Consider the following 25,824-nt stretch of genomic DNA (forward strand, 5'->3'; position numbering starts at 1 on the left):
CGGCACTTTCACGTGAAAGTGCCGCTTAGCGCTGCTGGACGCGGGCGGCGCGGATCGTCGGCGGGTTTGCTCGCGACGCCGTGGCTTCGGAAGGTGTGCGGGCCCCCGGGAGGTCCGGCGCGTGGCCCGTGCGGGACGCGAGCTGGTCCTCCACCCGGTCCAGGAAGTCGTCGACCTCGCGCTCGTCGTAGCCGCGCTTGCCGATCAGCGGCTTCGCGAACACCACGTGGTGCACTTCGGCGGCGGTCAGGTCGTCCTCGTCGGCGATCGTCTTGGCGATGCGCCGGACGAACTCGTCGACCTCGTGCTTCGCGTAGCCACGGCGGCCGATCGGGGCGTTACCGAAGGTGACCTCGGCGAGGTCTTCGGCGGTGAACGACATGGAACTCTCCGATTCCGGGGTTAGGCGGTGCGAACTCCCGTACACCGTCCTAGCCCTGGGACGGGTTCCCCCGGAAGAGTCGACCCCGAAGCTCACCCCGACGGGCGGGCCGTATCCGCCATCGAGTGAGGCGGGACTACCGAGCGCTGTGTGGCCGGTTTCACACCGTCGTCAGCCGCGGCCGAACCACTTCCGGGGCCCCGGCGGCGGGCCGTCCTCGACCGCCGGGCGCGGGTTGCGCAGCGCCACCAGCGCCGCCTCGGCCTCGTCGAGGAACAGGTCGACCTGGGCCTGGTCGTAGGCGCGCATGCCGACCGGCATGATCGTGAACTCGACGTAGTGGATGTCGTCGGCGGTCAGGATGTTGCGGCCGGAGAGCGCCTCGGCGATCAGGTCGAGGAACGCGTCGACCTCGTCCTCGTTGTAGCCGCGCCGGCCGAAGCGGGGTTTGCCGAACGCGATCGCCCGGACTTCGTCAGGGGTCATGGGGTCACCTTGCCACCGATGTCAGCCCGCATGGAAGGCGTTCTGCGCGGCCGCGAGACCGGTGCCGACCAGCGCCTCGGTCGCGTCCGCGCAGCGGTCCACCTCGAACGGGAGCTCCTTGCGCTCGACCGTCGAGAAGTCCTTCAGGACGAAGTCCGCCGGGTCCTGGCGGCCGGGCGGGCGGCCGATGCCGCACCGGACCCGGTAGTAGTCGCGGGTGCCCAGCGACTTCGTGATCGAGCGGAGCCCGTTGTGGCCGTTGTCGCCGCCGCCGAACTTCAGCTTCAGCGCGCCGAAGTCGACGTCCAGCTCGTCGTGCACCACGACCACTCCGGTCGGCGGCACCTTGTAGAACCGCGCCGCGCCGACCACCGGGCCGCCGGAGAGGTTCATGTACGAGCGCGGCTTCACCAGCACGACGCGGCGGCCGCCCAGGCGGCCTTCGAGCACCTCGCCGCCGGACTTGTGCGTCTTGAACTTGCCGCCGATGCGGGCGGCGAGCTCGTCCAGCACCATGAAGCCGACGTTGTGCCGGTTTCCGGCGTACTGGGGTCCGGGATTGCCGAGGCCGGCGAGCAGAATCAGCTCGCCGGCCCCGGGTACGTCTTCGGTCACGCGGTAATACTATTCGGCGGCTTCGGCCGACTCTTCGCCCGCTTCGGCGGCCTCGTCGTCGGCCTCTTCACGCTGCGGCTCGTTGACGGCGACGACCAGCGACTCCGGGTCGGTGACCAGGGTGGCGCCCCGGGGCAGCTCGACCTGGCCGGCCAGGACCTGGCTGCCGACCTCGAGGCCCTCGATCGAGACCTCGAACTGCTCCGGGATGTGCAGCGCCTCGACCTCGACCTGCAGGGTGTCGACGTCCTGGTTGACCAGGCCGCCGGGGCCGGGGGTGCCGGAGACGACGACCGGGACGTCGACGACGATCTTCTCGCCGCGCTTCACGACCAGCAGGTCGACGTGCTCGATGTAGTTCTTCAGCGGGTGCACGACGATCGTCTTCGTCAGCGCGAGCTCGTCGGAGCCCTCGATGGCGAGCGTGATGACGGCGTTGGAGCCGTTCTCGCGGACGACGCGGGCGAACTCGATGGCCGGCAGCGCGAAGTGCCGCGGGTCCGAGCCGTGGCCGTACAGGACGGCCGGGATCTTGCCGGCGCGACGCGTGCGACGCGCGGCGCCCTTGCCGAACTCGGTGCGCGGCTCGACGGACAGACGTACCTCGGACACGGTGTGGCACTCCTTCAAATCACGAACATGGTGCGGGAGACAGCATGCTGCGGCGGGGGATGCTTCGTTTTTCTGTTCAGGCGGTTGCGGCGGCGAGTTTCAGGCGTGCACGACAGCCGGGGCTACTCGAGCCGCCGCGTCGATCACGCCGGGCACCCCAGAAGGGCCCCGCCTCGCCGAGACAACCTCAAGAGTGTAAACCAACCTCATCACGGTGGGTTGCGGCGGGGGCCCGGCCCAGGCTAGAACCCTCCTGAACCCCGGTGCGTGACGACACAAATCCGGTGGCGGGACTTCACCGGCCGAGGTGTCCTCGGGTACAGCGGAAGAGCAGGGGGCGGAAGATGCGGGCTCGACGGGCCACGACGGCGGCGGCGGTGCTGCTGCTGGGCGGACTGCTGGCGGGCTGCCAGGTGGCGGTCCCCGGTGCCGCCGGGGTCTCCGCGGCCGGGCAGCAGACGGCCGACCGGCGCGCCGAACAGCGCTCCGCGGTCGACGCCGCCCTCACGGCGCTCGGCCAGGCGCCCGCGCTCGCCCTGAAGTCGGCGACCAACGGCGCCGAGCAGCAGTTCCGCGTCACCCGCGGCGGCAACGCGCTCGGCGGGCTGCCGCTGGAGGGCCGCGTCGTCCAGGTGACCGCCGCGGCGGGGCAGTTCTACCTGCAGGCCGACGCCGACTACTGGAAGTCGCACGCCATCGACGAGGGCACGCAGTTCGGCACGAGCTGGGTGCGCTCGCTCGGCTCCGAACTGCCGCTCGACCCCGCCGCGCGGTTCGCCCCGAAGGCGCTGGCCGACGGGCTGCGCAAGGCACTGGCCGGCCTCGACCGGCTGGGCGACCCGGTCAAGGCGAAGCTCCCGGACGGCACCGAGGTCTACCAGCTCGGTGCCGCGCCCAGCGTCCTGCGCGTGACGACGGCCAAGCCGAACCGGGTCGTCAGCTTCGCCCCCGCGCTGCTCGACCCGCAGGCCGGCCCGAAGTTCGGCACCGAGTTCCGCGTCGGCCCGCTCGCCGGCGACGCGCTCAAGACGTTCCACACCGACCTCGACAACACCGTCGGCGGGCTGGGCCAGCCGTTCGAGGGCCTGGTGCAGGCCAGCGCCGTCGTCACGAACGACAACCTCGACTGCAAGGACTTCGTCGGCTCCTGCACGACGACCGTCGACGTCTCCAACAGCGTCGTCGGCTCGCCGTCCGGGGGCGGGAAGAGCGTCGTGCACATCAACCTCTCCGTCGAGGTCAGCGCCGACTCGCTCGGTGCGCAGACCTGCACGGCGGCGGCCGACGCCGAGCCGTACGCGACGGTCAAGATGTCCTGCACGGTCAAGTTCAAGCTGCCGAACCGCACGGCGAGCTACCAGGTGCTGTCCAAGCCGAACGCGACCGCGGAGGTCCGCGCGGCCCTCGACGTCAACGCGGTGAAGCAGCAGGTCGCGGCGGAGTTCGCCGGCCTGGGCGGCTGAGCTGGACACCTACCCCGGGGTGCGTTGCTTTCGTTGCAGTACGTGATCTTCCGTTCTTAGCATCGGCTGCGTACAGCCGAGACGAACGGAGAATCAGACATGGCCAAGCTGGTCATTTTCGGGGGGACCGGGTACGCCGGAAGCCGGATCGGCGCCGAGGCGGTGCGACGCGGCCACGAGGTCGTCGGCGTCGCGCGCAACGCGGGTTCGGCGCCCGAGGGAGTCGACGAGCGGCGGGGTTCGCTGCACGACGAGGAGTTCGTCGCGGGCCTGGCGAAGGACGCCGACGTCTTCGTGGTCGCCACGCCGGCGCGTGCGATCGACGGCAAGAAGCTGATCGAGGCCGTGCCGTCGCTGGCCCGGATCGCGCGCGAGAACGGCGTCCGGCTGTCCTTCGTCGGCGGTGCGGCGAGCCTGCTGGTCGCCGAGGGCGGCCCGCGGCTGTTCGACACCCCGGAGTTCCCCGACGAGTACAAGGACGAGGCCGGCAGCCACGCCGAGGTGCTCGGCCTGCTGCGCGAGCAGCCCGAGGGCCTCGACTGGTTCTACGTCAGCCCCGCCGCCGAGTTCGGTGCCTGGACGCCCGGTGAGCGCACGGGCGCCTACCGCGTCGGCGGCGACGTCCTGGTGACCGACGAGAACGGCAAGTCGCACATCGGCGGCGACGACTTCGCGACCGCGTACGTCGACGAGATCGAGCAGCCGAAGCACCACCGCGCGCGCTTCACCGTCGCTTACTGAAGTTCTTTCAGCACTGGCGCGAAGGTCTCGAGGAACGGCTCGAAGACCGTGATGTAGGTGAAGCCGTAGCGCTCGCGCCGCGCTTCGAGCTGCCCGGCGATCTCCTCGACCGTGCCCAGCAGGAGCTGGGGCGCGTCGAGGAGCTCCCGGGCGTCGGGGACGGCGCTGCGCTCGGTCTTCTCGTGCCACTGCGCGGCGGCTTTCTCGCGGTCGTCGGTGACCTCGACGTGCTGAACGAGCATGTTGTACTCGACTTCGCGTTTCGCCTTCGCGCGGAAGTACGCGACGCGTTCGTCCATGGCCTCGGCGTTGTCGAGCTTGAAGGTGCCCGGCGGCTTGCCCGGTTGCTGCCGGAGCCCGGCGAAACCGACGATGTCCGCGTGCTCGGCGGCCAGGTCCAGGACGCCGTCGCTGTTGCCCGCGATCAGCAGCCGCGGGTGCTCGATGCCTTCGTCCTCGAAGTGTTTCCGCAGGTGGCCGAGGCTCTCTTCGAGGTAGCCGATCCGGGTCGCGGCGTTCTGCCAGGGGAGCCCGGCGTTGTCGAACTCGGCTTTCATGTGCCCGGCGCCGAGCCCGAGGTCGAGGCGGCCGTCGAGCAACGCGGCCGTCGAAGACGCTTCGCGCGCGAAGAGCGCGAGGTTGTAGAAGGGCACATTGGACACGAGCGTGCCCAGCCGCGGCCGGTCGGTGACGGCGGCCGCCATGGCGAGCACCGGGAACGGTGCGAACCGGCCGGTGCCGAGGTGGTCGGGCACGGTGATGGCGTCGTAGCCGAGCTCCTCGGCGCGACGGCACTTGGCGATCCAGGCGTCCCGGCTGCCGATCTCGCGGAAGCTGACGCCGAACTTGAAGTTCCCCATGCCGGCGACGCTAGCGCCGGGAACCACCGCCGGGCGCGGAGTTCGCGCCCGGCGGACGGGTTCAGGCGTTGCCGTCGAAGAGGGACGTCACCGAGCCGTCTTCGAAGACCTGCTGGATGGCTTCGGCGAGCATCGGCGCGATCGACAGGACGGTCAGCCCCTCGAAGCGCTTCTCCTCCGGGATCGGCAGCGAGTTCGTCACGATGACCTCGCGCGCCTTGCACTGCGAGAGCCGCTCGGTCGCCGGGTCCGACAGGATGCCGTGGGTCGTCGCGATGACGACGTCCGCCGCGCCCTCGTCGATCAGGGCCTCGGTGGCCTTCACGATCGTGCCGCCGGTGTCGATCATGTCGTCGATCAGGACGCAGAGCTTGCCCTCGACCTTGCCGACCACGCGGTTGGCGACGGCCTGGTTGGGCTTGTCCGGGTCGCGCGTCTTGTGGATGAACGCGATCGGCCGGTCGCCCAGCGTCTGCGCCCACTTCTCGGCCAGCCGCACGCGGCCCGAGTCCGGCGAGACGACGGTGATGTCGGCGTTGCCGTAGGTCTTCTTGATGTGGTCGGCCAGCACGGTCTGCGCCATCAGGTGGTCGACCGGGCCGTCGAAGAAGCCCTGGATCTGCGCGGTGTGCAGGTCGACCGTCATGATCCGGTCGGCGCCCGCGGTCTTGAACAGGTCCGCGATCAGCCGCGCCGAGATCGGCTCGCGGCCCTTGTGCTTCTTGTCCTGGCGCGCGTACGGGTAGAACGGCATCACGACGGTGATCCGCTTCGCGCTCGCCCGCTTGAGCGCGTCCACCATGATCAGCTGCTCCATCACGTACTCGTTGATGGGCGTGGTGTGCGCCTGGATGACGAAGGCGTCAGTGCCGCGTACGGACTCCTCGAAGCGGACGAACAGCTCGCCGTTGGCGAACGTGTGCGCCGTCTGCGGGGTGATCGTCACGTTGAGGTGCTGGGCGACCTCTTCCGCGAGCTCCTGGTGCGCGCGCCCGGAGAAGAGCATCAGGTTCTTCTTCGGCGTACCGGACTTCGGACTCATGCTGGCGACTCCCCGTCGGTTCCTGCTGCTGACTCGGCGTCGAGCGCGGCCTGGGCCGCTTCCGCCGCGGGCGTACCCGGCCTGCGCCGGATCGCCCAGCCTTCGATGTTGCGCTGCGGCGGCGCCGACACCGCGAGTGTGCCCGGGGGGACGTCCTCGCGGATCACGGCACCCGCTCCACTGTAAGCGCCGTCACCGACCTGCACCGGAGCGACGAACGTGTTGTCCGCTCCCATCCGGACATACGACCCGATAACGGTCCGGTGCTTGTTCACGCCGTCGTAGTTCACGAACACGCTGGAGCAGCCGATGTTGCTGTGCTCGCCGATCGTGGCGTCGCCGACGTAGGTCAGGTGCGGCACCTTCGTGCCGGCGCCGATGTCGGCGGCCTTCGTCTCGACGAACGCGCCGAGCTTGCCCTTCTCGCCCAGCTTCGTGCCCGGCCGCAGGTAGGTGAACGGCCCGACGTTGACGCCGTCGCCCAGCTCGGAGTCGGAGCCGTGCACGCGCACCACGGAGGCGCGCGCGCCGATGGTCATGTTCGTCAGGGTGCTGTCCGGCCCGACCGTCGTGCCTTCGCCGACCGTCGTGGTGCCCTTGAGCTGGACGCCGGGCTCGATGACGACGTCCCGCGAGAGGGTCACGCCGGCGTCGATCCAGGTCGTGGCCGGGTCGACGACGGTGACGCCCTCGCGCTGCCACCGCTGCACGATCCGGCGGTTCAGCTCGGCGCCGAGCACCGACAGCTGGACGCGGTCGTTGACGCCCTCGGTCAGCCACGGGTCGTCGACGACGAGCGCGCCGACGTGCAGCCCGTCGCCGTTCGCGATGCCCAGGACGTCGGTGAGGTAGAGCTCGCCCTGTGCGTTGTCGGTCGAAAGGCGCGAAAGGCCGTCGCGCAGGACAGCGGCGTCGAAGGCGTAGACGCCGGAGTTGATCTCGGTGATCTGCGCCTGGTCGGGGGTGGCGTCCTTGTGCTCGACGATCCCGGTGACCTTGCCGGTGCCGTCGCGCACGATGCGGCCGTACCCGGCCGGGTCGGCGACGACGGCGGTGAGCACGGTGACCGCGTTCTTCGCCTCGGTGTGCTCGTCGAGCAGGGCGCGCAGCGTCGTCGTGTCGAGCAGCGGGACGTCGCCGTAGCTGACGATCACCGTGCCGGTCAGGTCGGCGGGCAGGGTCGCCAGCGCGCAGGACACGGCGTGGCCGGTGCCCTTCTGCTCTTCCTGCACGGCGGTGCCGACCGCGCGCCCGAGGGCGTCCCCGACCCGCGCGAGGTGCTCGCCGACGGCTTCGCGGCCGTGGCCGGTCACGACGACGAGGTGCTCGGGACCCAGGCCGGCGGCGGCCCGGACGGCGTGCTCCACGAGGGGCCGCCCGGCGATCGGGTGCAGCACCTTCGGGGTCGCGGATCGCATGCGGGTGCCCTCACCCGCGGCGAGGATCAACGTGCTCAGCGGGCCGGTCAACGGCGCTCCCAACGGTTACCAACGTGTGGCTTCTGTCGGGACACGATCCTAACTGGGCTCCTCAGGCTCCCACGCGGGGTCGGTGGGAAGGCCTTCGCTCGCCCACGCACCCGCCGGGTCGGCGGCCATCGAGTTGGCCGACGCCACCTGGTTGCCGCCGCCGCGTTTCGCCTGGTACATGGCCGCGTCCGCGCGTGCCAGGACCTGCTCGCCGCGCTCCTGGGGGCGCAGCGAAACGAGCCCGATGGACAGCGTGACGCCGTGCGAGAGGTGGTGCGGCAGGTTCGACACGGACTTGACCGCGCGGCCGAGCGCCATCTTCGCCGCGGACGCCGGCGTGCCCGGCAGCAGCACGATGAACTCGTCGCCGCCGTAGCGCGCCACGAGGTCGTCGCCGCGCAGGGCGTCACGCAGCGTGCTCGCGACGACGCGCAGCACGTTGTCGCCTTCGGCGTGGGACTGCTTGTCGTTGACGCCCTTGAAGCCGTCGAGGTCGACCAGCGCGACCGCCAGGGGCTGCGCGTCGGCCGACGACGCCAGCTGGCGCAGCTTCTCGTCCAGCGCGCGCCGGTTCGGCAGGCCGGTGAGCGGGTCCTGCAGCGCCTGCTGGGTGATCGCGCCGTGCTCGGCCGACAGCCGTTCGTGCTCGCGACGCGCGTTCAGCGTGGCGATCTGCGACTCGCGCAGGCTCCACATCTCGTTCTCGAGCCGCCGCGCGTAGTCGATCAGCGACTCGCTCGCGCCGGACGCGTAGTCCGGCGTGGTGTCCAGCCGGGCCAGCTCGCGGGCGATGTTCAGCCGCATCGACGGCTGCGAGGTGTCGTCGGTCAGCGACTCGCGGGCGTGCCGCAGGACGTCGAGGGCCTCGTCGCGGCGGCCGGCCTGGTCGAGGCAGCGGGCCAGCGCGATGGCGACGATCTCGCGCTCGCCCGGGTAGCCGGTGCCTTCGTGCAGCGCCCGGAGCCGGTCGATCTGGTCGGCGCTCGGGCTGTGCAGCGCCTGGGCCGAAGCGAGGACGCCGACCTGGTCGACGGCCGCGACGCCGGCCTTGCGCGGGAACAGCGACTCGGTGAACGGGCCTTCCGCGGCCACGGCCATGGACGCGGCGGTGCGGAACTTCTCGGCGCTCTCGTCGTACTCGTCGATGCGCTCGAGCCGCAGGCCCCAGCCCAGCAGCATTTTGACGCGGTTCATCAGCTGCAGCGTGATCTCGTGCGGGCTCGCGCTTTCGCGGATCGCGCTCGCCGCGCGGCCGATGACCTCCTCGGCGGCTTCGTACACGCCGAGCTGGTTCAGCACGATCCAGCAGTCGTTCAGCGTCGACCACAGCATCCGGTTCCACTGGCGGATGCCGACCTGCCGGTTCGGGATCGCGGAGTCGTCGAGGATGGCCAGCGCGCGGGCGATCTCGGTGAGCGCGGGGTCCTCCTGCGCGGCGATGACCAGCCGGCGGCCGCGCAGCGCGTGCGCGTCGGCCCGCAGCAGGGCGAGGCCGTGACGCCGGGTGTGCGCGAGCATCTCGTCGAGCCGCGGTTCGGCCTCGGCCGCCAGGCCCTTGGTGATCAGCCGCGCGATCGCGGACGCGCGCAAGAGCTGCGCGACCATCGTCGGCTCGCCGCGGCGCTGGGTCTCGTCGAGCAGCTCGTCCATCAGCTCGACGATCTGCAGCTGCTGGGTGTACTCCTGCCGCTGGACCGCGGCGATGAGCTCCCGCGCGCGCCCGACCAGCCAGGCGTCGGACATCTCGGCCAGCGCGGGACGCCTGGCCGCACCGGGGTCGGTCGCCTCGTCGGTCAGCGCCAACCTCCCGGTCTCGTGGGTTCGGGTCCTTCTGCTGCTCCGCCGCCAGGATTCGAACCTGAACTGTCAGAACCAAAATCTGAAGTGCTGCCGATTACACTACGGCGGATCGAACCTGGTCAGGATAGCGACGATCGGGTGTCGTCCGCGCGGGGGATGCGTTACGGGGCCGTCCGCCGGGTACCCCACTCCGCGGTGCAGGCACTCCCCAGCCGCCGAAACCTCCTGTACCGTAACTTACGGCATCGTAGGTTAGGTCACCCTTCGCAAGGGCGCCCGCGTAGGAAGAAGTGAAGCGTATGACGGCCACGCTCGACCGATCTCAGCCCGCCGGGGAGCCTTCGGCTCCGAAGGGGCCCAAACCCGTCACCGAAGGCACGCGCGGTATCGGCGTGCAGCTGTCGGTGTACTTCGGCGTGATCGCGCCGCTGGTCGCACTGCTGGTCGCGGTGCCCTTCGCGTGGGGCTGGGGACTGAGCTGGGTCGACGTCGCCATCTTCGTCGTGTTCTACGCGATCAGCGGGCTCGGCATCACGGTGTCCTACCACCGCTACTTCACGCACGGCTCGTTCAAGGCCAAGCAGTGGCTGCGCGTGTTCATGGCCATCGCGGGCAGCATCGCCCTGCAGGGCCCGGTGATCACCTGGGTCGCCGACCACCGCCGCCACCACGCGTTCTCGGACCGCGACGGCGACCCGCACTCGCCGTGGGCGTTCGGCACCTCGCCGTGGGCCATCGCGAAGGGCTTCTGGCACGCGCACATGGGCTGGCTGTTCGAGCGCGACCAGACCAACGCCGAGCGCTTCGCGCCGGACCTGGTCAAGGACCCGGCGATCAAGAAGGTCGACGACCTGTTCTGGCTGTGGTCGCTCATCAGCCTCGCGCTGCCGGCGCTGCTGGGCGGGCTGATCTCGTGGTCGCTGTGGGGCGCCGTGACGGCGTTCTTCTGGGCTGGCCTGGTCCGCATCTGCGTGCTGCACCACGTGACGTGGTCGGTCAACTCGATCTGCCACATGATCGGCGAGCGCCCGTTCGCGGCCCGCGACAAGTCGGCGAACTTCTGGCCACTGGCCATTTTCTCGTTCGGCGAGTCGTGGCACAACCTGCACCACGCCGACCCGACGTCCGCGCGTCACGGCGTCAAGCGCGGCCAGATCGACATCTCCGCGCGGCTCATCTGGATCTTCGAGAAGTTCGGCTGGGTGCACGACGTCCGCTGGCCGACCCCGCAGCGCCTGGCCCGTATCGCGACGGAAAAGGGCTAGTCAACTAGGCTGCCACGGTGGCGGGGAGACGACGTTCGAAGCGTGAGCAGCAGGTCACCGGGGCACGTCCGGTAGCCCCGGTGACCAGGGTGCGGATGACCGGAACCGAGCGGCGCCAGCAGCTGCTGAACGTGGCGCGGGCGCTGTTCGCCGAAAAGGGCTTCGACGGGACGTCGATCGAGGAGATCGCGCACCGCGCCAACGTGTCGAAACCGGTGGTGTACGAACACTTCGGCGGCAAAGAGGGCATCTACGCGGTGGTGGTCGACCGCGAAACGCAGCTGCTGCTGGACCGCATGGTGTCCACGCTGCACGGCGGCCACCCGCGCGTGATGCTCGAGCAGGCGGCGACGGCTTTGCTGTCGTACGTCGAGGATTCGCACGACGGCTTCCGGATCCTGGTGCGGGATTCGCCGGTGGCGAGTTCCACCGGGACGTTTTCGACGGTGCTGAACGACATCGCCAGCCAGGTGGAGCACATCCTGGCTCAGCAGTTCGCGGCTCGGGGGTATGACGAGAAGCTGGCCGCGCTGTACGCCCAGGCTTTGGTGGGGATGGTCGCGTTGACCGGGCAGTGGTGGCTGGACGCCCGGAAGCCGAAGCGGGACGAGGTTGCGGCTCATCTCGTCAATCTGGCTTGGAACGGGTTGTCGCACTTGGAGCACAAGCCGAAGCTCCGGCTGGGTTAGCCGAGTCTTTCGGAAGAACCGCGCGGCAACGCCTGAAGGGCGAGCTTCCCGAGCAGCGCGGTCAGCGCGGCTTCGAACTCCAGTGAGTTGTCGGACTCGCCGGAAACGGCGTGCGTGAGCTCGTGCAGCAGTGTCGCGCAGTACTCGGCGGCACCGGCCAGCCGACTGCGGTGGATCACGATCCGGTTTTCGGCCGGCTCCCACAGGCCCACGGTGGAGTGCCCGGTTTCGTCGAGGCGCATGGTCTCCGAAATCACGATGTCCGGTGCACTCGACTGCCGCGGATCGACGTCCGCGAGCCGCAGGACAGCGTCGGTCAGTTCGTAGACGGACCGTTCCCGGTGCGCCAGCTGATCCGCACTGACCAGCGAGAAGGTGAAGCTGTCGTTCCACGTCGCGCGGTAGCGGCTCAGGTCGAGCAACGGCCGGCCGGACAAGTCGACCTGCTGACCGAGCTTCGCCGACACTTCCCCGGGCACGGTCACCAGGCGGTATCCCTCATCGACGGCGTAGCGCAGCTGCGGGGCGCCTTCCTGCAGCTCCGACGGCGTCACGAACACGACCTTTTCGTGGCTCGCCAAAACCGTGCACGCGTGCACGGTGATCTCGCGCCAGCTCAGCTCGTCGTGCATTCGTCCGGTCGCGAATTCGGCCAGATCGCCGGCCAGGGGAGACGCGACCCCGGTCGACCGGCACTGCCTGAGGATCGCCTTGACGCGATCGGTGTACGCGGATCGGCCGACGTTGCTGCGCTCGCGGTTGAGAGCTCGCCGCAAGGGCGCGTTGATGTCCGTGATGTTGTAGGAGAACAGGAAGTTGGGTTCCTCCGCAACGAGGAGCCCCTTGACGTAGATCCGACCGGGAGCCGCGGGAGAAGCCCGTTCCAGGACTTGGCCGATCGGGGTGGTTTCCAGCGGGTGGTCGCCGCTGTAGCGCAGGAAGAACTCCTTGGCCGCGGCCACGTCGTCGTCGGTGACGCCGTGCAGCACGACGTCCGTGCCGGTCCGGCGGGGATCGGCCGCCCCGCGGATCACGGCGTGCAGAGTCCGCACGTCGGCGAACGTTTCCTTGGCACGTTGGCGGGTGGTGATATCACCGTGCGCGGAGCGGATCTCGACGCCGACGTCGTGCCTGTCGAAAACGGCGAGCGCGTCCTTCAACCCCATGCCGAACTGGCCGATCACGGCGCCGGAACGGTGTTTCTCGTCGTTCTCCTTCTGCGTCAGGTGCGTGTAGCGCAGTCCTCGGCCGAAGTCGGCCACGTGCCACGCGCCCGCGGGGTCCTTGGTGATCACCGGCTCGGCGGTCTTCGTGAGGGTGTGTTCGTCGAGGGCGTTGGCGATGATCTCGCGGATCGCGAAGGCGACCGGCCAGTGCTCCAGCACCCGTTCGATGTTGAGGTCGAAGAACTGCTCAGCACCGTCCATCGCACGATTGTGCCCGACAAGCCGCTTGGCCGGGCCTCAGCGAAGCCGGCCGTCCTCGTGGAGGTGGTCGAAGATGATCTGGTCCACCGCCGACACCTCACCGCGGTTCGCGTACGCCAGCCAAGCGATCTCTTCGATTTCGCTGCTGGCGGCCAATGTTCCGGCGTACTCCGCCGTGTAGCAGGTCATCCGGACGACCGTGCCCGGGTGGCCGTGCGCCTCCGCTTCGAACACGCCGACCCGATCGACTCCTCCGCGATCGTCACGTCGAGTTCCTCGCGGATCTCGCGGACCAGCGTCTCGGCGTCCGATTCGCCCGGCTCGCGTTTGCCGCCCGGGAGGTAGTACACCTCCTTGCCGCGCGATCGCGTGCTCAGGATCCGGCCGTTCGCCAGGTGCAGCCAGGCGATCTTGTCGATCACCGCAGCGCGCCGGTCGCGTGGAGGTGGTCGAAGATCAGCTGTGCCACCAACGACACCCGCGGCCGGTCCTCGTATCCCAGCCACGCGATCTCCTCGATCTCGCTGCTCGCCCGCAGCGTTCCCGAGTACTCCGCCGTGTACGCCGTGGTGCGGACCAGCGTTCCCTCCGCGTGGCCGTGCGCTTGGCCCTCGAACGTGCCCGCCGGCTTCACCGTCGAAAGCGTGATCTCCACGTCGAGCTCCTCGCGGATCTCGCGCACCAACGTCTCGGCGTCCGTCTCGCCCGGCTCGCGCTTGCCTCCCGGCAGGTAGAACTTGTCCTTGCCCCGTGAGCGTGCCGCCAGGACCCGGCCGTCTGCCACCTCGATCCACGCCACCTTGTCGATCACGCCAGGACCTCGTCCGTCGTCATGACCGTGCCCAGACGGGGGAAGATCTTCGTGATCGCGTTCTCGTGCGAAATGTCGGACAGCGCCGTCATCGCGTCCGACACCGCGACCGTGTCGTAGCCGTGGTCGGACGCCGCTCGCAGCGTCGACTCCACGCCGAACTCCGTGGCGATTCCGCCGAAGTACACCGTTTTCACGCCCTTGCCGCGCAGGAACTCGTCGAGGTCCGTGTTCGCGAAGCCGCCGATCGTGTACTTCGTGACGATCTTGTCGTCCTGCGCGTCGAAGACGAGGTCGTTGCCCGGCGGGTTGTCCGGCCGCGACACCTTGACGATCACCACCGGCGCTCCGGCCTCGCGGAACGCCGTCCGCAGCCGCAGCGCGTTCGCGACGACGGCTTCGCCTCGGTGCGGCGTGGTCGGCAGCGCGACGATCCGCTCCTGCAGGTCGACGAGCACGAGCGCGGACGTGGCCGGATCGATCTTGGTCATGCCCCGATCCTAGGCACTAGGGTCGGGGCCATGGGGAACAGCAGGGAAGTAGTGGTCACGGGCGGCGGCACCGGCATCGGGTACGCCGTCGCGGCGGCGTTCGCCGAGGCCGGCGACCGGGTGACCGTCACCGGGCGCCGCGAGCAGGTCCTCGCCGAAGCCGCGACGCTCCTGGGCGCGCGGCCCGTCGTCTTCGACGCCGCCGATCCCGCGGCCGTCGAGTCCGCACTCGGGGAGTTGCCCGGGCGCGTCGACGTCCTCGTCAACAACGCCGGCGGCAACACGGACTTCCTCGACGCCGACGGCGAAGGGCTCGCCGGCTTCGCGGCCGCGTTCGAGCGCAACCTCCGGTCCAATGTGGTCAGTGCCGCCCTGGTGACGCACGCGCTGCGTGAACGTCTCGCCGACAACGCGCGGATCATCACGATCGGCTCGATCGCCGCCCGCACCGGCGCCGGCTCGTACGGCGCGGCGAAGGCCGCGGTCGAGGGGTGGAACGTCAGCGTGGCCCAGCAGTTCGGCCCGCGCGGGATCACCGCGAACGTCGTCGCGCCCGGACTGGTCGGCGAGACGGAGTTCTTCCACGGCAAGCTTTCCGACCGCCGTCGCGAGTGGCTGATCGGGAACACGATGAACAAGCGACCGGGCACGGTGGAGGACGTCGCGGCGGTCGTGACGTTCTTGGCGAGCCCCGCCGCCGGGCACGTCACCGGACAGGTGGTGCACGTCAACGGCGGGGCTCACCTGGGCAAATAGGACAGACTTGGAGGCCGGTCCCCGATCGTCAGGTCGGCGATGACGATCGAGGACCGGCGCGGGTGCTGCCGCGGGAACGCTATCTTCGGACCGCGTCCAACACTCGTCGGGGGCGGGCGAAAACTCTTGGTGCACACCATGTTCCGCGATCCGCGACCCCGGCGGAAGTGTCCACGGCATTCCACGGCCGTGGGTTTCTCATGATCAGGCGGGCGTGACCTTCAGCAGCTTGTCGTCCGTGCCGTCCGAAGTCGTCACGTACAGGGTGCCGTCCGGACCGCTGCGGACCGCGCGCAGGCGGCCGAACTTGTCGTCGAACTCCGGCGGGAGCGAGACGTCCAGGACCTTGCCCGCCGCGTCCAAGTGGTACAGCAGCAGCTTCTGGCCCTTCAGCGCCACCACGACGAGCGCGCCGTCGTTCGGGCCCCACTGCGCGCCCGTCAGGAACGCGTTGCCGCTGATCGCCTCGGTGATCTCACCGGACGTCCACAGAGGACTGACCGCGTCCGGGAAGCGCTTGAGGTCCGTCATCGGCACGCTCTCGTCGTAGCTCGAGTCCGTGCCGCCCTTCGACGGGTCCCAGCCGTAGTTCGCACCCGGCTTGAGCAGATTGACCTCGTCGTCGAAGGTCGGCCCGTGCTCGGCCGTGATCACCTGGCCGCTGCCCGGCCGGATCGCCACGCCCTGGACGTTGCGGTGGCCGTAGGTGTAGATCAGCCGTTCGTGCGCGTCGGACGAGGTGATGAACGGGTTATCCGGCAACGGGTCGCCGGTCTTCGCGTCCAGCCGCAGCACCTTGCCGCCGAGGGAGTGGCGGTCCTGGGCGATCGACGCACGGGCCGTGTCGCCCGTGCCGACCAGCAGCGCGCCGTCCGGCGCGAACGTCGGGCGGCAGCCGGAGTGCCGGCCGCTCGGGTTCACCGGCAGCCCGGTGAGCAGGTCCTTGACGCGGGACGCGCTCGCGCCGTCTTCGGCGAGCTTCCACGTGACCAGCCGGATGTCGACGGCCTTGCCGCCCTCCTGGTGGTCCTGGCAGGTGATGAACTCGCGGCTGGTCGCGAAGTCGGGGCTGATCACCATCCCGAGCAGCCCGCCTTCGCCCTTGGCGTAGACGTCGGAGAGGTCGGCCTTGACGTCGGTCGCCTTCCCGCCGCGGACCAGCGCGAGCTTGCCGGGCCGCTGGGGCACGAGGATGCCGCCGTCGGGCAGGAAGCCGACGTCCCAGCCGTGCTCCAGCCCGGCGCTCACCGTCTCGACCTTGAACTTCCCGGTCGACGCCGGGGGCGTGGACGCCGGCGGGACGCTTTGGATCGGCTCGCTGGCAGCACCCGAGCACGCCACGACCAGCAGGGACACGGCACCGATGAGACCCAGCACACGTCGCATACGGCCCATCCTGCCATCAAGCGGTGAAATCGCCGTGCGACGCGACCGCCGTCAGGAAGTCCAGATCGCGTGAACCCGGGATGTAGTGGCCGGTGCCCGGCACGAGGTCGACGACGGCGCCGGCCGCTTCCAGGCGCCGCGCGGTCGTCGCGGAGTCCACCATGGCGTCGTCCGCGCCCGCGACGGCGTACACCGGCATGGTCAGCCGGCCCAGCGCGGCGTCGCCGAAGACCGGGAACGGGCCGGTGCGGTACCGGTAGTGCGCCGACACCAGCAGCTGGTGCTCGACGATCGGCGACGTCTCCGGCTCGCCGATCGTGCTCGCCACGGACTTCCGCCGTCCCTTCTCGCCGAGCAGCGACAGCAGCACCGCCTTGACGACGAACCCCTTCTTCATCGGGCCGAGGCCGATCGGGCACCGCAACGCCAGCGCGGCGACGCGCTCGGGCCGCCGGGTCGCATAGTCGAGCGCGAGCCACCCGCCGAACGACGAGGTCAGGAACGCCGCCTGCGGGAGGTCGAAGTAGTCGAGCACGGCGTCCAGCCAGCGCGCGTACCGGTCGCTGTCCAGCGGCGGCCGCGTCTCGGCGCTCAACCCCGGCTCGCCGATGATGTCGACCGCGTACACCCGGAACCGCTCGGTCAGCGACGGGACCCGCGGCGCCCACTCCGCCGCGTTGCTGCCGGAGCCGTGCAGCAGCACCAGCGGCGGGGCGCCGGCCGGGCCCGCGACCACGACGAACGTCTCGCCTTCGGGCGTCGGGACGCGCACCTCCTCGCGGGCGCCGGGCCACGCCGTCAGCGCATCGAGGTAGCGCTCACGCAGGAGGCGCGCGCCGGCTGCGGACTTGTAAATCGTCATGCAAAGTACTCTATCCTTCCCTAACAAGTGGATAAATGAGGAGTTATTACGATCCTGGTCGCACCAGCCCGGACTCGTAGGCGAAGACGACGGCGTGCACCCGGTCGCGCAGCCGCAGCTTGCCGAGGATCCGCCCGACGTGCGTCTTCACGGTCGTCTCGCCGATGTACAGCTTCGCCGCGATCTCGCCGTTGGACAGCCCGCGCGCGATGAGCCCCAGCACGTCCTTCTCGCGCTCGGTCAGGACGTCGAGCTTCGCGACGTCGACCGGGTCGCGGTCGTCGGCGAGGTAGCGGTCGAGCAGCCGCCGCGTCACCGAGGGCGAGACCATCGAGTCGCCCCGCAGCACGCCGCGGATCGCCACGAGCATCTCCTCCGACGGCGCGTCCTTCACCAGGAACCCGCTGGCCCCGGCGCGCAGTGCGGCGTAGGCGTACTCGTCGAGGTCGAAGGTCGTGATGATGAGGACGCGCACGTCCGGCAGCTCGGCGCAGATCCGTTCGGTCGCCGCGACGCCGTCGAGCACCGGCATCCGGACGTCCATCAAGATCAGGTCCGGCCGCAGCTCGCGCGCCTTCGCGACGGCTTCCTCGCCGTTCGCCGCCTCGGCCGTGACGACGAGGTCGTCTTGGCTCTCGACGATCATCCGCAGCCCGACGCGCACCAGCTCCTGGTCGTCGCAGAGCAGTACCCGGGTGGTCATAGGTGCACCGCCGGGTTCGCGTGCGGTCGGTGGTGCGGCCCGCGGGAAGGTGCGAGACCGGACCGCGGCCTCAGCGCGGGTCGGGGCGGGCTGTCGCCTGGCGGCAGGCAGTGGGTCGGGAGTCGGCCGCCGAGTTCGCATGGCGGCGGGGCAGCGACCCGGACGTGGCCGGCCGACCGTCGACCGCCCTCCGCTTGAGCCCGCATCCTGGCCCTCATGACCCCACCACCAGGCTCGCGCGCACCCGGTACCCGCCATCCGGCAACGGCCCCGTTGACAGCTCGCCGTGGTACATCTCCACGCGCTGGCGCATCCCGGCCAACCCACGCCCCGATGATGGCAACGCCGGCGCCGGTGGGGACTTGCCGCCCGTGTTCGTCACCTCTATCCGGATCTCCTCCGGGGCGAACGCGACTTCGACGCGGCCGGTCGCGTCGGACGGGGCGTGCTTGATCATGTTGGTCAGTGCCTCCTGGACGATCCGGTAGGTCTGCAGTGCGGCGCTCGCGGGCAGGCCGGTCGCGTCGCCGGTGACGTCGAGCGTGACCTCGCGGCCGGCCTGCTCGACGAGCCGGCGCAGCTCGTCGGCGGTCGGCTGGGGACTGCGTGCCTCCTGGCCGGCGTGCAGGACCTCCAGCAGCCGCCGCAGTTCCGCGAGGGCGTTCCGGCCGGTGCGGCCGATCGTGTCGAGCGTGCGGTCGACGGCTTCCGGGTCGCGGTGCCGGGCGAGCTTCGCGCCCTCGGCGTTCAGCACTATCACGCTGATGCTGTGCGCGAGGACGTCGTGGAGTTCGCGCGCGATCCGCGTGCGCTCCTCCGCGACTGCCGCTCGCGCCTGGGCTTCGGCGCGCTTGTCCTCCTCTGCGGTGAGCCTTTCCTTGCTGCGGAAGAACTCCCCGAGTGCCCAGGCGGCGATGTGCAGGGGCCAGATGCCGACGATCGTCGCCGTGGGGTTGTCGGTGTACGTCCCCCAGGCGAACCCCCATTGCCAGCCCAGCACGAAGATCGCCACCGCGATCACCGCGGCGAACCGCCGCTGCCCGAGCTTGACCAGGTTGAACAGCACGACCGCCATCGCCAGCTCGGTGCGGCCGCGGTCGTACGCCCAGATCTCGTTGACGTACACCACCACCGCCCCGGCGATGACCAGCACGGCGACCGTCCGCGGGAACCGGCGCCGCACCAGGAGCGGGAGCAGGAACAGCATCGGGATCGCGCGCGTCGTCCACGGCTCCTCGCCCACCCAGTTCGGCGCGAGGAACACGAAGACGGCGTACAGCGGCAAGTCCACCGTCCACCGGTGTCTCCGCACCCACATCACGAGTCGTTCCACGCCACCGAACGTAGCGCCGGGAGCGGGTCCGGGTCGTCATCCCTTCGGTCCGACCGTGTCCTCCCTTGGGAGGACCTGACCGGGCGAGCCGGCGGATTCGCGGCCACCCCGGCCGTTCCTAGCGTCGGAAGCATGTCGATCACCAGGGAATTCCTCCGCCACCCGATGCTGACGGGCGCGATCGCGCCCAGCTCGCCGCGGCTGGCCGAAACCATGACGGCGGGCCTAGGCCTGGAACGCGCGGCCCGCGTCGCCGAGCTGGGACCGGGCACGGGCGTGTTCACCGAAGCGGTCCTCGCGCTGCTTCGCCCCGAAGCACGCCTGACCGCCTACGAGATCAACCCGCGTTTCGCGGACGTACTTCGCGAGCGGTTCCCGGACCTGGACGTCGTCACGGGCTCGGCCGAGCACCTCGCGCTCGACGGCGTCGACGTCGTCGTCTCGGGCCTGCCCTGGACGGCCATGACCGCGGACCGCCAGCGCCGCATCCTCGACGCGGTCACGGGAGCGCTGACCCCGAACGGCCGCTTCACGACCTTCGCGTACGCCCACGCGGCCTGGACGCCACCCGCGCGTCGCTTCGCCGCTTCACTGCGAAGCCGTTTCGCCGTCGTGGAGCGCACTTCGGTCGTCTGGGGCAACCTGCCACCCGCGTTCGTCTACCGCGCGGCGCTCCCGGTGGCGGTGGGGAGGACGCGGGATGGACAGCCTGCTGCGGCCACTGCTTGACGCGCCCGCGCCGGTCGTCTACCTCGTCTGCTTCGCGATCATCGCGGCGGAAACGGCGTTGCTGCCCGGGATCGTGCTGCCGACGTTGTCGACGTTGCTGCTGATGGGTTTCCTCGCCGAACGCGGCACGCTCCACTTCGGACTCGCGTTGCCGGTTGCCGTGCTCGCGGCCGTCCTCGGCGACCAGCTCGCGTATCTGGAAGGGCGGCGCCTGCGCCGGTCCCGGCTCGCCCGCCGCGTCGGCCAGGACCGCTGGGACCGCGCGGAAGCGGCCGTCGCGCGCTACGGCGTCCCGGCGGTGATCGCCGGCCGCTGCCTGGCCGGGCTGCGGACGCTGGTGCCGCGCGTCGCGGGCTCGGCGGCGATGCCGTACCGCCGGTTCGCGGTGGGCAGCGTGTGCGCGGCGGTGCTGTGGGCGAGCGCAGAACTGCTGGCTGGTCACGTCACCGCGCTGGTCGTCTGAAGGCGTTCCGCGGTTTCGGCGTCCGCGGGCAGGAACGTCTCCAGCTTCAGCTCCGACACCGTGACGTCGGCGGCGGTCGCGAACGTCGTGATCGCCGTGATCAGCCGCAGCTCACCGGCCGAAGTGGACAGTCGCACCGGGACGGCGAAGCCGAGGTGGCCGTCCGTCGGCGGCCGTTGCGGCGGCAGGTAGGACTCCAATTCGGCGAGCTGCGCGGCCAGCCGGTCGTCCGGGGTGCGGGCCAGGTCGTTGCGGAGACGCTCGAGGATGTGCCGCGCCCAGTCGTCGAGGTTCCGCACGCGCGGCGCCATGCCGTCCGGGTGCAGCGCGAGCCGCAGCGTGTCGACCGGTTCCTTCAGCAGCTCCGCCGAAACACCCTCGGTGAGCAGGGAAAACGCGTCGTTCTTCGCGACGAGCAGGCCGTAGCGGTCGACGACGATCGCCGGGTACGGGCGGTGGCCGTCGAGCAGGCGCCGCAGCCCGTCGAGCACCGGCCGGATCGCCGGGTCGTCGAGCCGCGTTTCGGGGTACGTCGGCGCGTAGCCGGCCGCGTGGAGCAGGCCGTTGCGTTCGCGCAGCGGCAGTTCGAGGGACTCGGCGACGCGCAGCACCATGCCGCGGCCGGGCAGCGAGCGGCCGCTCTCCATGAAGCTGACGTGCCGCTGCGTCGTGCCCGCGCGCAGCGCCAGGTCGAGCTGGCTGAGGCGGCGCCGGGTGCGCCAGTCCTTGAGCGTCGTTCCGAAGTCCACGGGGTTCATCTTGCTCGGGCGCGCCATTCCCCGTGGGGAATTGAAGGCATACCCGGGTTGGGTGACGCTTCCGGCATGACGAAATTCGGCCTGGTCGTGCCGACCTACCAGCCCATCCTCGACGCCGGGCGGACCGCGCCCGAGCTGGTCGACGCCGCCGTCTCCGCCGAGGAGCTCGGCCTCGACTCGGTGTGGGTGGGGGACACCCTGGCGCGCGCCCCGCTCGACGCGTTCACTGTTCTGGGTGCTTTCGCCGCACGGACCTCACGGGTGACATTGGGGACGTCCGCGCTGCTCCCGGCCTTGCGCGACCCGGTTCTCTCGGCGAACCAGCTGCTGTCCCTCGACCTTTTGAGCGGTGGTCGCCTCACGGTGGCCGTCGGTGCCGGTTTCGCCGGGCGGAGTGAGCCGGAGTTCGCGTTCGTGGGGGTGCCGTGGGCCCGTCGCCGGGCACGGCTGGACGACATCGTGGGGTTGTGGCGGGCGGCGTGGAGCGGCGCGGATTCCTTCCACGGCGAGGTGCTGCACTACGACTCGCTGCCTTCCTTCCCCGCGCCCGCACGTGTGGGCGGGCCGCCGGTGTGGCTGGCGGCGTACACACCGGGGGCGATTTCGCGCATCGGACGGCTGTACGACGGCTGGCTGCCCTACCCGCCGGATCCCGCGGACTACGTGTCCGGACTGGCGCAGATCCGCGCGCTTGCGTCACGCCCGGTGACCCCGGCGCTGTTCGCGACGGTCCTGGTGGAGGACGACCTGGATCGCGGCCGCGCGCTGCTGGAGGAGTACTGCCAGCGGAACTACGGGATGCCGGCGGACTTCGTCCAGGGGATCCAGATGCAGGTGACGGGCTCGGCGGCGGAGGTGGCGTCGAAACTGCGTGAGTACAAAGGGGCCGAACACGTCCTGCTGCGGATCGCGAGCACGGACCCGAAGGTGTTCGACGAGCAGCTCCCGAGGCTGGCGGAGGTGGCGAACCTGCTGCGTCACCAGCCGTGACCGGAAACTTGTCGGGGGTGGCACGTAGGCTGGGACCGTGACCGACGCTCCACTGTCCGGACTCCTCACCGCCACCCTTCCCGACCCGGCCCTGCGCGGCGTGGTCGAGCGCGCCGGCGCGCCGCTGCTCGAGCTGCAAGGCCCGATCGCCGCCCGGCAGCTCGTCGCCGCCGCGCTCGCCGCCGACGAGGGCGCGGCCAAACCCGTCCTCGCCGTCACCGCCACCGGCCGCGAGGCCGACGAGCTGACCGCGTCCCTCGGCGCCCTCCTCGGCAAGGGCAGAGTCGCCGACTTCCCCAGCTGGGAGACGCTCCCGCACGAACGCCTCTCGCCGCGCGCCGACACCGTCGGGCGCCGGCTGGAGGTGCTGCACCGGCTCAAGTCCGAAGACGACACCCTGCGCGTCGTCGTCGCCACCGTGCGCAGCCTCATCCAGCCGATGGCGCCGGGCCTCGGCTCGCTCAAGCCGATCGACCTGGTCGTCGGCGAGGAAGAGCCTTTCGAGGAGCTGCTCGAACGGCTCGTCGAGCTGGCCTACACCCGCGTCGACATGGTGGAGAAGCGTGGCGAGTTCGCCGTCCGCGGCGGCATCCTCGACCTGTTCGGCCCGACCGCGCAGCACCCCGTCCGGGTGGAGTTCTGGGGCGACGAGGTCAGCGAGATCCGCGCGTTCGCGGTGTCCGACCAGCGGTCGCTGCCCGGCGAGATCCCGCGCGTCACCGCGCCGCCGTGCCGGGAACTGCTGCTGACCGCGCCGGTCAAGGAGAAGGCCGCGGAGCTGGCGAAGACCTACGAAGCCGACGCCCACCTGGCCGAGATGCTCACCAAGCTCGCCGACGGCATCCCCGTCGAGGGCATGGAAGCGCTCATCCCGGTGCTCTGCGAAGGCGAGCTGGAGCTGCTCACCGACGCGATGCCGATCGGCACGCACGTCCTGCTCACCGACCCGGAGAAGATCCGCGCCCGTGCCGCCGACCTCGTCCGCACCGGCCAGGAGTTCCTCGAAGCGTCGTGGACGACGGCCGCGGCGGGCGGCCAGGCCCCGATCGACCTCGGCGCGTCCGCCTACCGCGGGCTCGACGAGATCGCGTCCCACGCCCAGGACACCAAGCGCGCCTGGTGGACGCTCACCCAGCTGACCAGCGAAGACCCGGACGTCTACCGCGTCTCGGTCGAGGCCGCGCCGTCGTACCGCGGCGAGCTCGAGCGCGCGATGACGGACCTGCGCGCCCACACGGCGTCGGGCGGCACGGCGGTGCTCGTCGTCGCCGGCCAGGGCACGGCAGCGCGCGCGGTCGAGCAGCTGTCGAGCGCCGACGTCCCGGCGACCCAGGCCGGCGACGGTCTTTCGAGTGCGCCGGCGCCGGGCATGGTCACGGTCACCTGCGGCGGCCTCACCGACGGCTTCGTCTCGCCGGAGCGCGCACTGGTCGTGCTCAGCGAAGCGGACCTCACCGGCCGCGGCGCGGGTGCCGGAACGTCCACAAAGGACTTGAACACCAAGATGCCGTCCCGGCGGCGCAACGCCGTGGACCCGCTGGCGCTGAAGGCCGGCGACTACGTCGTGCACGACCAGCACGGCATCGGCCGGTTCGTCGAGATGGTCCAGCGGACGGTCGCCGGCGCCACCCGCGAGTACCTGCTGCTGGAGTACGCGTCGTCGAAGCGCGGCCACCCGGGCGACCGGCTGTTCGTCCCGACCGACCAGCTCGACGAGGTCTCCCGCTACGTCGGGGGCGAGCTGCCCACGCTCAACAAGCTCGGCGGCTCGGACTGGAAGAACACCAAGGCCAAGGCCAAGAAGGCGGTCAAGGAGATCGCGGCCGAGCTGGTCCAGCTGTACGCGGCGCGCCAGGCCGCGCCCGGGCACGCGTTCGGCGCGGACACGCCGTGGCAGGGCGAGCTGGAAGACGCCTTCCCGTTCACCGAGACGAACGACCAGCTGGCCGCGATCGACGAGGTCAAGGCCGACATGGAACGCGGCGTCCCGATGGACCGCGTCATCTGCGGCGACGTCGGCTACGGCAAGACGGAGATCGCCGTGCGCGCGGCGTTCAAGGCGGTGCAGGACGGCAAGCAGGTCGCGGTGCTCGTGCCGACGACGCTGCTCGCCCAGCAGCACCTGAACACCTTCCACGAGCGCATGCGGTCGTTCCCGGTGACGATCAAGGGCCTGTCCCGCTTCACGAACAAGGCGGAGTCGGACGCGATCCTCGAGCAGCTGGCCGGCGGCGAGGTCGACATCGTCATCGGCACGCACCGGCTGCTGCAGACGGGCATCCGCTACAAGGACCTCGGCCTCGTGATCGTCGACGAGGAGCAGCGGTTCGGCGTCGAGCACAAGGAGCACATCAAGGCGCTGCGCACGCACGTCGACGTGCTCACGATGTCCGCGACGCCGATTCCGCGAACGCTGGAGATGTCGCTGGCCGGCATCCGCGAGATGTCGACGATCCTGACCCCGCCGGAGGACCGCCACCCGATCCTGACGTACGTCGGCGCGTACGACGACAAGCAGGTCGGCGCGGCGATCCGGCGCGAACTGCTGCGTGACGGCCAGGTCTTCTACGTCCACAACCGCGTCTCCTCGATCGAGAAGGCCGCGCGGCGGATCCGGGAGCTGGTGCCGGAGGCGCGGGTCGTCACCGCGCACGGGCAGATGAACGAGGAGAAGCTCGAGAAGATCATCCAGGGCTTCTGGGAGAACGAGTACGACGTCCTGGTGTGCACGACGATCGTCGAGACCGGCCTGGACATCTCGAACGCGAACACGCTGCTCGTCGAACGCGGCGACCTGCTGGGGCTCGCTCAGCTGCACCAGCTGCGCGGCCGCGTCGGACGTGGGCGCGAGCGCGGGTACGCGTACTTCCTGTACCCGCCGGAAGCGCCGTTGACGGAGACCGCGCACGACCGCTTGGCGACGATCGCCCAGAACACCGAGCTGGGCGCGGGCATGGCGGTCGCGATGAAGGACCTGGAAATCCGCGGCGCGGGGAACATCCTCGGGGCGGAGCAGTCCGGGCACATCGCGGGCGTCGGGTTCGATCTGTATGTGCGGTTGGTGGGTGAAGCGGTCGACGCGTTCCGCCGGCACGCGGGCGCGGAGCCGTCCGAAGAAGAGGAATTGGCGGAAGTCCGCGTGGACCTCCCGATCGACGCGCACATCCCGCACGACTACGTCCCGGGCGAAAGGCTGCGGCTGGAGGCGTACCGCAAGATCGCGGCGGCGCCGGACACGGAGGGCCTGGACGCGGTCCGCGAGGAGCTGATCGACCGGTACGGCCAGCCCCCGGCCCCGGTCAACCGGCTGCTGTCGGTGGCGCGCTTCCGGCACACGTGCCGCGAGGCGGGCGTGACGGAGGTGGCGGTCCAGGGCACCACGATCCGGTTCGCGCCGCTGCCGCTGGCCGACTCGCAGATGGTGCGGTTGAAGAGGCTGTACCCGAAGGCGGTGTTCAAGGCGGTGACGAACACGGTTTCGGTCCCGAAGCCGACCGAGGGCCCGGCGGGTGGCCGGATCGGGGCGCCGACCTTGCGGGACGAAGAGCTGTTGGACTGGTGCACGAAGCTGCTGACGCAGCTAACGAAGAAACCTGCGGCGGTGTAATAGGCGTTGGACACCCGCGCCGGTTCGGGCGAACTGTCGTCGTGGCTGCTGGAATCGCGCTCGTGGTGATCGTACGTTCGCCCC

25 protein-coding genes, 1 tRNA gene and 1 pseudogene are annotated in these 25,824 nt (G+C 70.5%); 9 read left to right on the top strand and 18 right to left on the bottom strand.

What is annotated here, in order from left to right; all coding sequences use genetic code 11:
• Window positions 1-25: 25 nt before the first annotated feature.
• The 4 genes from ACIQWX_RS11565 to ACIQWX_RS11580 form a co-directional block, all read right to left on the bottom strand.
• Window positions 26-382 carry a DivIVA domain-containing protein gene (locus ACIQWX_RS11565; RefSeq protein ID WP_400868387.1) on the bottom strand — a complete coding sequence of 119 codons (357 nt, stop codon included), beginning with the start codon at window positions 380-382 and terminating at the stop codon, window positions 26-28.
• 171 nt (window positions 383-553) lie between these two features.
• Window positions 554-868 carry a DivIVA domain-containing protein gene (locus ACIQWX_RS11570; protein WP_400868389.1) on the bottom strand — a complete coding sequence of 105 codons (315 nt, stop codon included), beginning with the start codon at window positions 866-868 and terminating at the stop codon, window positions 554-556.
• Window positions 869-889: 21 nt separating this feature from the next.
• Complete coding sequence (gene pth, locus ACIQWX_RS11575; protein WP_400868391.1) at window positions 890-1,483, bottom strand: aminoacyl-tRNA hydrolase; 594 nt, start codon at window positions 1,481-1,483, stop codon at window positions 890-892.
• 9 nt (window positions 1,484-1,492) lie between these two features.
• Window positions 1,493-2,095: a 50S ribosomal protein L25/general stress protein Ctc gene (locus tag ACIQWX_RS11580; protein WP_400868393.1), complete on the bottom strand. Its 603-nt coding sequence runs from the start codon at window positions 2,093-2,095 to the stop codon at window positions 1,493-1,495.
• Window positions 2,096-2,439: 344 nt separating this feature from the next.
• On the opposite strand from ACIQWX_RS11580, the gene ACIQWX_RS11585 reads away from it, so the two are divergent.
• Together ACIQWX_RS11585 and ACIQWX_RS11590 are read left to right on the top strand one after the other, a co-directional pair.
• Window positions 2,440-3,558, top strand: a complete 1,119-nt coding sequence (locus tag ACIQWX_RS11585) for a hypothetical protein (RefSeq protein WP_400868395.1) — start codon at window positions 2,440-2,442, stop codon at window positions 3,556-3,558.
• 99 nt (window positions 3,559-3,657) lie between these two features.
• Window positions 3,658-4,299, top strand: coding sequence for an NAD(P)-dependent oxidoreductase (locus tag ACIQWX_RS11590; RefSeq protein WP_400868397.1), 642 nt, complete (start codon window positions 3,658-3,660; stop codon window positions 4,297-4,299).
• Here the strand turns inward: ACIQWX_RS11590 and ACIQWX_RS11595 are convergent.
• The 5 genes from ACIQWX_RS11595 to ACIQWX_RS11615 form a co-directional block, all read right to left on the bottom strand.
• Window positions 4,293-5,159 carry a TIGR03621 family F420-dependent LLM class oxidoreductase gene (locus ACIQWX_RS11595; RefSeq protein WP_400868399.1) on the bottom strand — a complete coding sequence of 289 codons (867 nt, stop codon included), beginning with the start codon at window positions 5,157-5,159 and terminating at the stop codon, window positions 4,293-4,295. The two genes, ACIQWX_RS11590 and ACIQWX_RS11595, sit on opposite strands and share 7 nt — an antisense overlap.
• Window positions 5,160-5,220: 61 nt before the next feature.
• Window positions 5,221-6,201: a ribose-phosphate diphosphokinase gene (locus ACIQWX_RS11600; protein ID WP_400868401.1), complete on the bottom strand. Its 981-nt coding sequence runs from the start codon at window positions 6,199-6,201 to the stop codon at window positions 5,221-5,223.
• Window positions 6,198-7,670, bottom strand: a complete 1,473-nt coding sequence (glmU, locus tag ACIQWX_RS11605) for a bifunctional UDP-N-acetylglucosamine diphosphorylase/glucosamine-1-phosphate N-acetyltransferase GlmU (protein WP_400868403.1) — start codon at window positions 7,668-7,670, stop codon at window positions 6,198-6,200. Before glmU ends, ACIQWX_RS11600 begins: the two co-directional genes overlap by 4 nt.
• 48 nt (window positions 7,671-7,718) lie before the next feature.
• Window positions 7,719-9,473: a diguanylate cyclase domain-containing protein gene (locus ACIQWX_RS11610; RefSeq protein WP_400868405.1), complete on the bottom strand. Its 1,755-nt coding sequence runs from the start codon at window positions 9,471-9,473 to the stop codon at window positions 7,719-7,721.
• Window positions 9,474-9,507: 34 nt separating this feature from the next.
• A tRNA-Gln gene (locus ACIQWX_RS11615) sits at window positions 9,508-9,579 on the bottom strand.
• A gap of 190 nt (window positions 9,580-9,769) precedes the next feature.
• On the opposite strand from ACIQWX_RS11615, the gene ACIQWX_RS11620 reads away from it, so the two are divergent.
• Window positions 9,770-10,735 (top strand): acyl-CoA desaturase, encoded by a 966-nt coding sequence (locus tag ACIQWX_RS11620; protein ID WP_400868407.1) that lies wholly within the window; start codon window positions 9,770-9,772, stop codon window positions 10,733-10,735.
• Window positions 10,736-10,830: 95 nt separating this feature from the next.
• Window positions 10,831-11,424, top strand: a complete 594-nt coding sequence (locus ACIQWX_RS11625; RefSeq protein WP_364451484.1) for a TetR/AcrR family transcriptional regulator — start codon at window positions 10,831-10,833, stop codon at window positions 11,422-11,424.
• Here ACIQWX_RS11625 and ACIQWX_RS11630 read toward each other — a convergent pair.
• The 4 genes and pseudogenes from ACIQWX_RS11630 to ACIQWX_RS11645 all read right to left on the bottom strand — a co-directional run bounded on the left by ACIQWX_RS11630 (window position 11,421) and on the right by ACIQWX_RS11645 (window position 14,153).
• Entirely contained in the window at window positions 11,421-12,851 is a 1,431-nt protein-coding gene (locus ACIQWX_RS11630; protein WP_400868409.1) for a hypothetical protein, read from the bottom strand. The genes ACIQWX_RS11625 and ACIQWX_RS11630 overlap by 4 nt on opposite strands.
• Before the next feature lie 36 nt (window positions 12,852-12,887).
• Window positions 12,888-13,273, bottom strand: a pseudogene (locus ACIQWX_RS11635) (NUDIX domain-containing protein).
• Complete coding sequence (locus ACIQWX_RS11640) at window positions 13,270-13,662, bottom strand: NUDIX domain-containing protein (RefSeq protein WP_400868411.1); 393 nt, start codon at window positions 13,660-13,662, stop codon at window positions 13,270-13,272. The pseudogene ACIQWX_RS11635 and the gene ACIQWX_RS11640 overlap by 4 nt, the downstream one beginning before the upstream one ends.
• A complete protein-coding gene (locus tag ACIQWX_RS11645; protein WP_400868413.1) occupies window positions 13,659-14,153 on the bottom strand; it encodes an isochorismatase family protein in 495 nt (164 codons plus the stop codon). Before ACIQWX_RS11645 ends, ACIQWX_RS11640 begins: the two co-directional genes overlap by 4 nt.
• A 30-nt stretch (window positions 14,154-14,183) precedes the next feature.
• Between ACIQWX_RS11645 and ACIQWX_RS11650 the strand changes: the two genes are divergently transcribed.
• A complete protein-coding gene (locus ACIQWX_RS11650) occupies window positions 14,184-14,909 on the top strand; it encodes an SDR family NAD(P)-dependent oxidoreductase (protein WP_400868415.1) in 726 nt (241 codons plus the stop codon).
• A gap of 204 nt (window positions 14,910-15,113) precedes the next feature.
• Here ACIQWX_RS11650 and ACIQWX_RS11655 read toward each other — a convergent pair whose 3' ends face one another.
• The 4 genes from ACIQWX_RS11655 to ACIQWX_RS11670 form a co-directional block, all read right to left on the bottom strand.
• Window positions 15,114-16,295, bottom strand: a complete 1,182-nt coding sequence (locus ACIQWX_RS11655) for a PQQ-dependent sugar dehydrogenase (RefSeq protein ID WP_400868417.1) — start codon at window positions 16,293-16,295, stop codon at window positions 15,114-15,116.
• Window positions 16,296-16,311: 16 nt separating this feature from the next.
• A complete protein-coding gene (locus tag ACIQWX_RS11660; protein WP_400868419.1) occupies window positions 16,312-17,157 on the bottom strand; it encodes an alpha/beta fold hydrolase in 846 nt (281 codons plus the stop codon).
• A 46-nt stretch (window positions 17,158-17,203) separates the two neighbouring features.
• Window positions 17,204-17,860, bottom strand: coding sequence for a response regulator (locus tag ACIQWX_RS11665; RefSeq protein WP_400868421.1), 657 nt, complete (start codon window positions 17,858-17,860; stop codon window positions 17,204-17,206).
• Window positions 17,861-18,074: 214 nt separating this feature from the next.
• Window positions 18,075-19,178, bottom strand: a complete 1,104-nt coding sequence (locus ACIQWX_RS11670; RefSeq protein WP_400869542.1) for a sensor histidine kinase — start codon at window positions 19,176-19,178, stop codon at window positions 18,075-18,077.
• Between the two features lie 147 nt (window positions 19,179-19,325).
• Here ACIQWX_RS11670 and ACIQWX_RS11675 point away from each other — a divergent pair, with 147 nt between their 5' ends.
• Window positions 19,326-19,922, top strand: coding sequence for a class I SAM-dependent methyltransferase (locus tag ACIQWX_RS11675; protein WP_400868423.1), 597 nt, complete (start codon window positions 19,326-19,328; stop codon window positions 19,920-19,922).
• Window positions 19,894-20,385: a DedA family protein gene (locus tag ACIQWX_RS11680; protein WP_400868425.1), complete on the top strand. Its 492-nt coding sequence runs from the start codon at window positions 19,894-19,896 to the stop codon at window positions 20,383-20,385. The genes ACIQWX_RS11675 and ACIQWX_RS11680 overlap by 29 nt, the downstream gene beginning before the upstream one ends.
• Here ACIQWX_RS11680 and ACIQWX_RS11685 read toward each other — a convergent pair.
• Window positions 20,361-21,134 (bottom strand): helix-turn-helix domain-containing protein, encoded by a 774-nt coding sequence (locus ACIQWX_RS11685; protein ID WP_400868427.1) that lies wholly within the window; start codon window positions 21,132-21,134, stop codon window positions 20,361-20,363. The genes ACIQWX_RS11680 and ACIQWX_RS11685 overlap by 25 nt on opposite strands.
• Before the next feature lie 75 nt (window positions 21,135-21,209).
• Between ACIQWX_RS11685 and ACIQWX_RS11690 the strand changes: the two genes are divergently transcribed.
• Entirely contained in the window at window positions 21,210-22,133 is a 924-nt protein-coding gene (locus tag ACIQWX_RS11690; protein ID WP_400868428.1) for an LLM class flavin-dependent oxidoreductase, read from the top strand.
• A 52-nt stretch (window positions 22,134-22,185) separates the two neighbouring features.
• Window positions 22,186-25,740 carry a transcription-repair coupling factor gene (gene mfd / locus ACIQWX_RS11695; RefSeq protein ID WP_400869545.1) on the top strand — a complete coding sequence of 1,185 codons (3,555 nt, stop codon included), beginning with the start codon at window positions 22,186-22,188 and terminating at the stop codon, window positions 25,738-25,740.
• The last annotated feature ends 84 nt before the right edge of the window (window positions 25,741-25,824 follow it).

This window comes from Amycolatopsis sp. NPDC098790 (assembly GCF_044759945.1).
Classification (GTDB): Bacteria; Actinomycetota; Actinomycetes; order Mycobacteriales; family Pseudonocardiaceae; genus Amycolatopsis.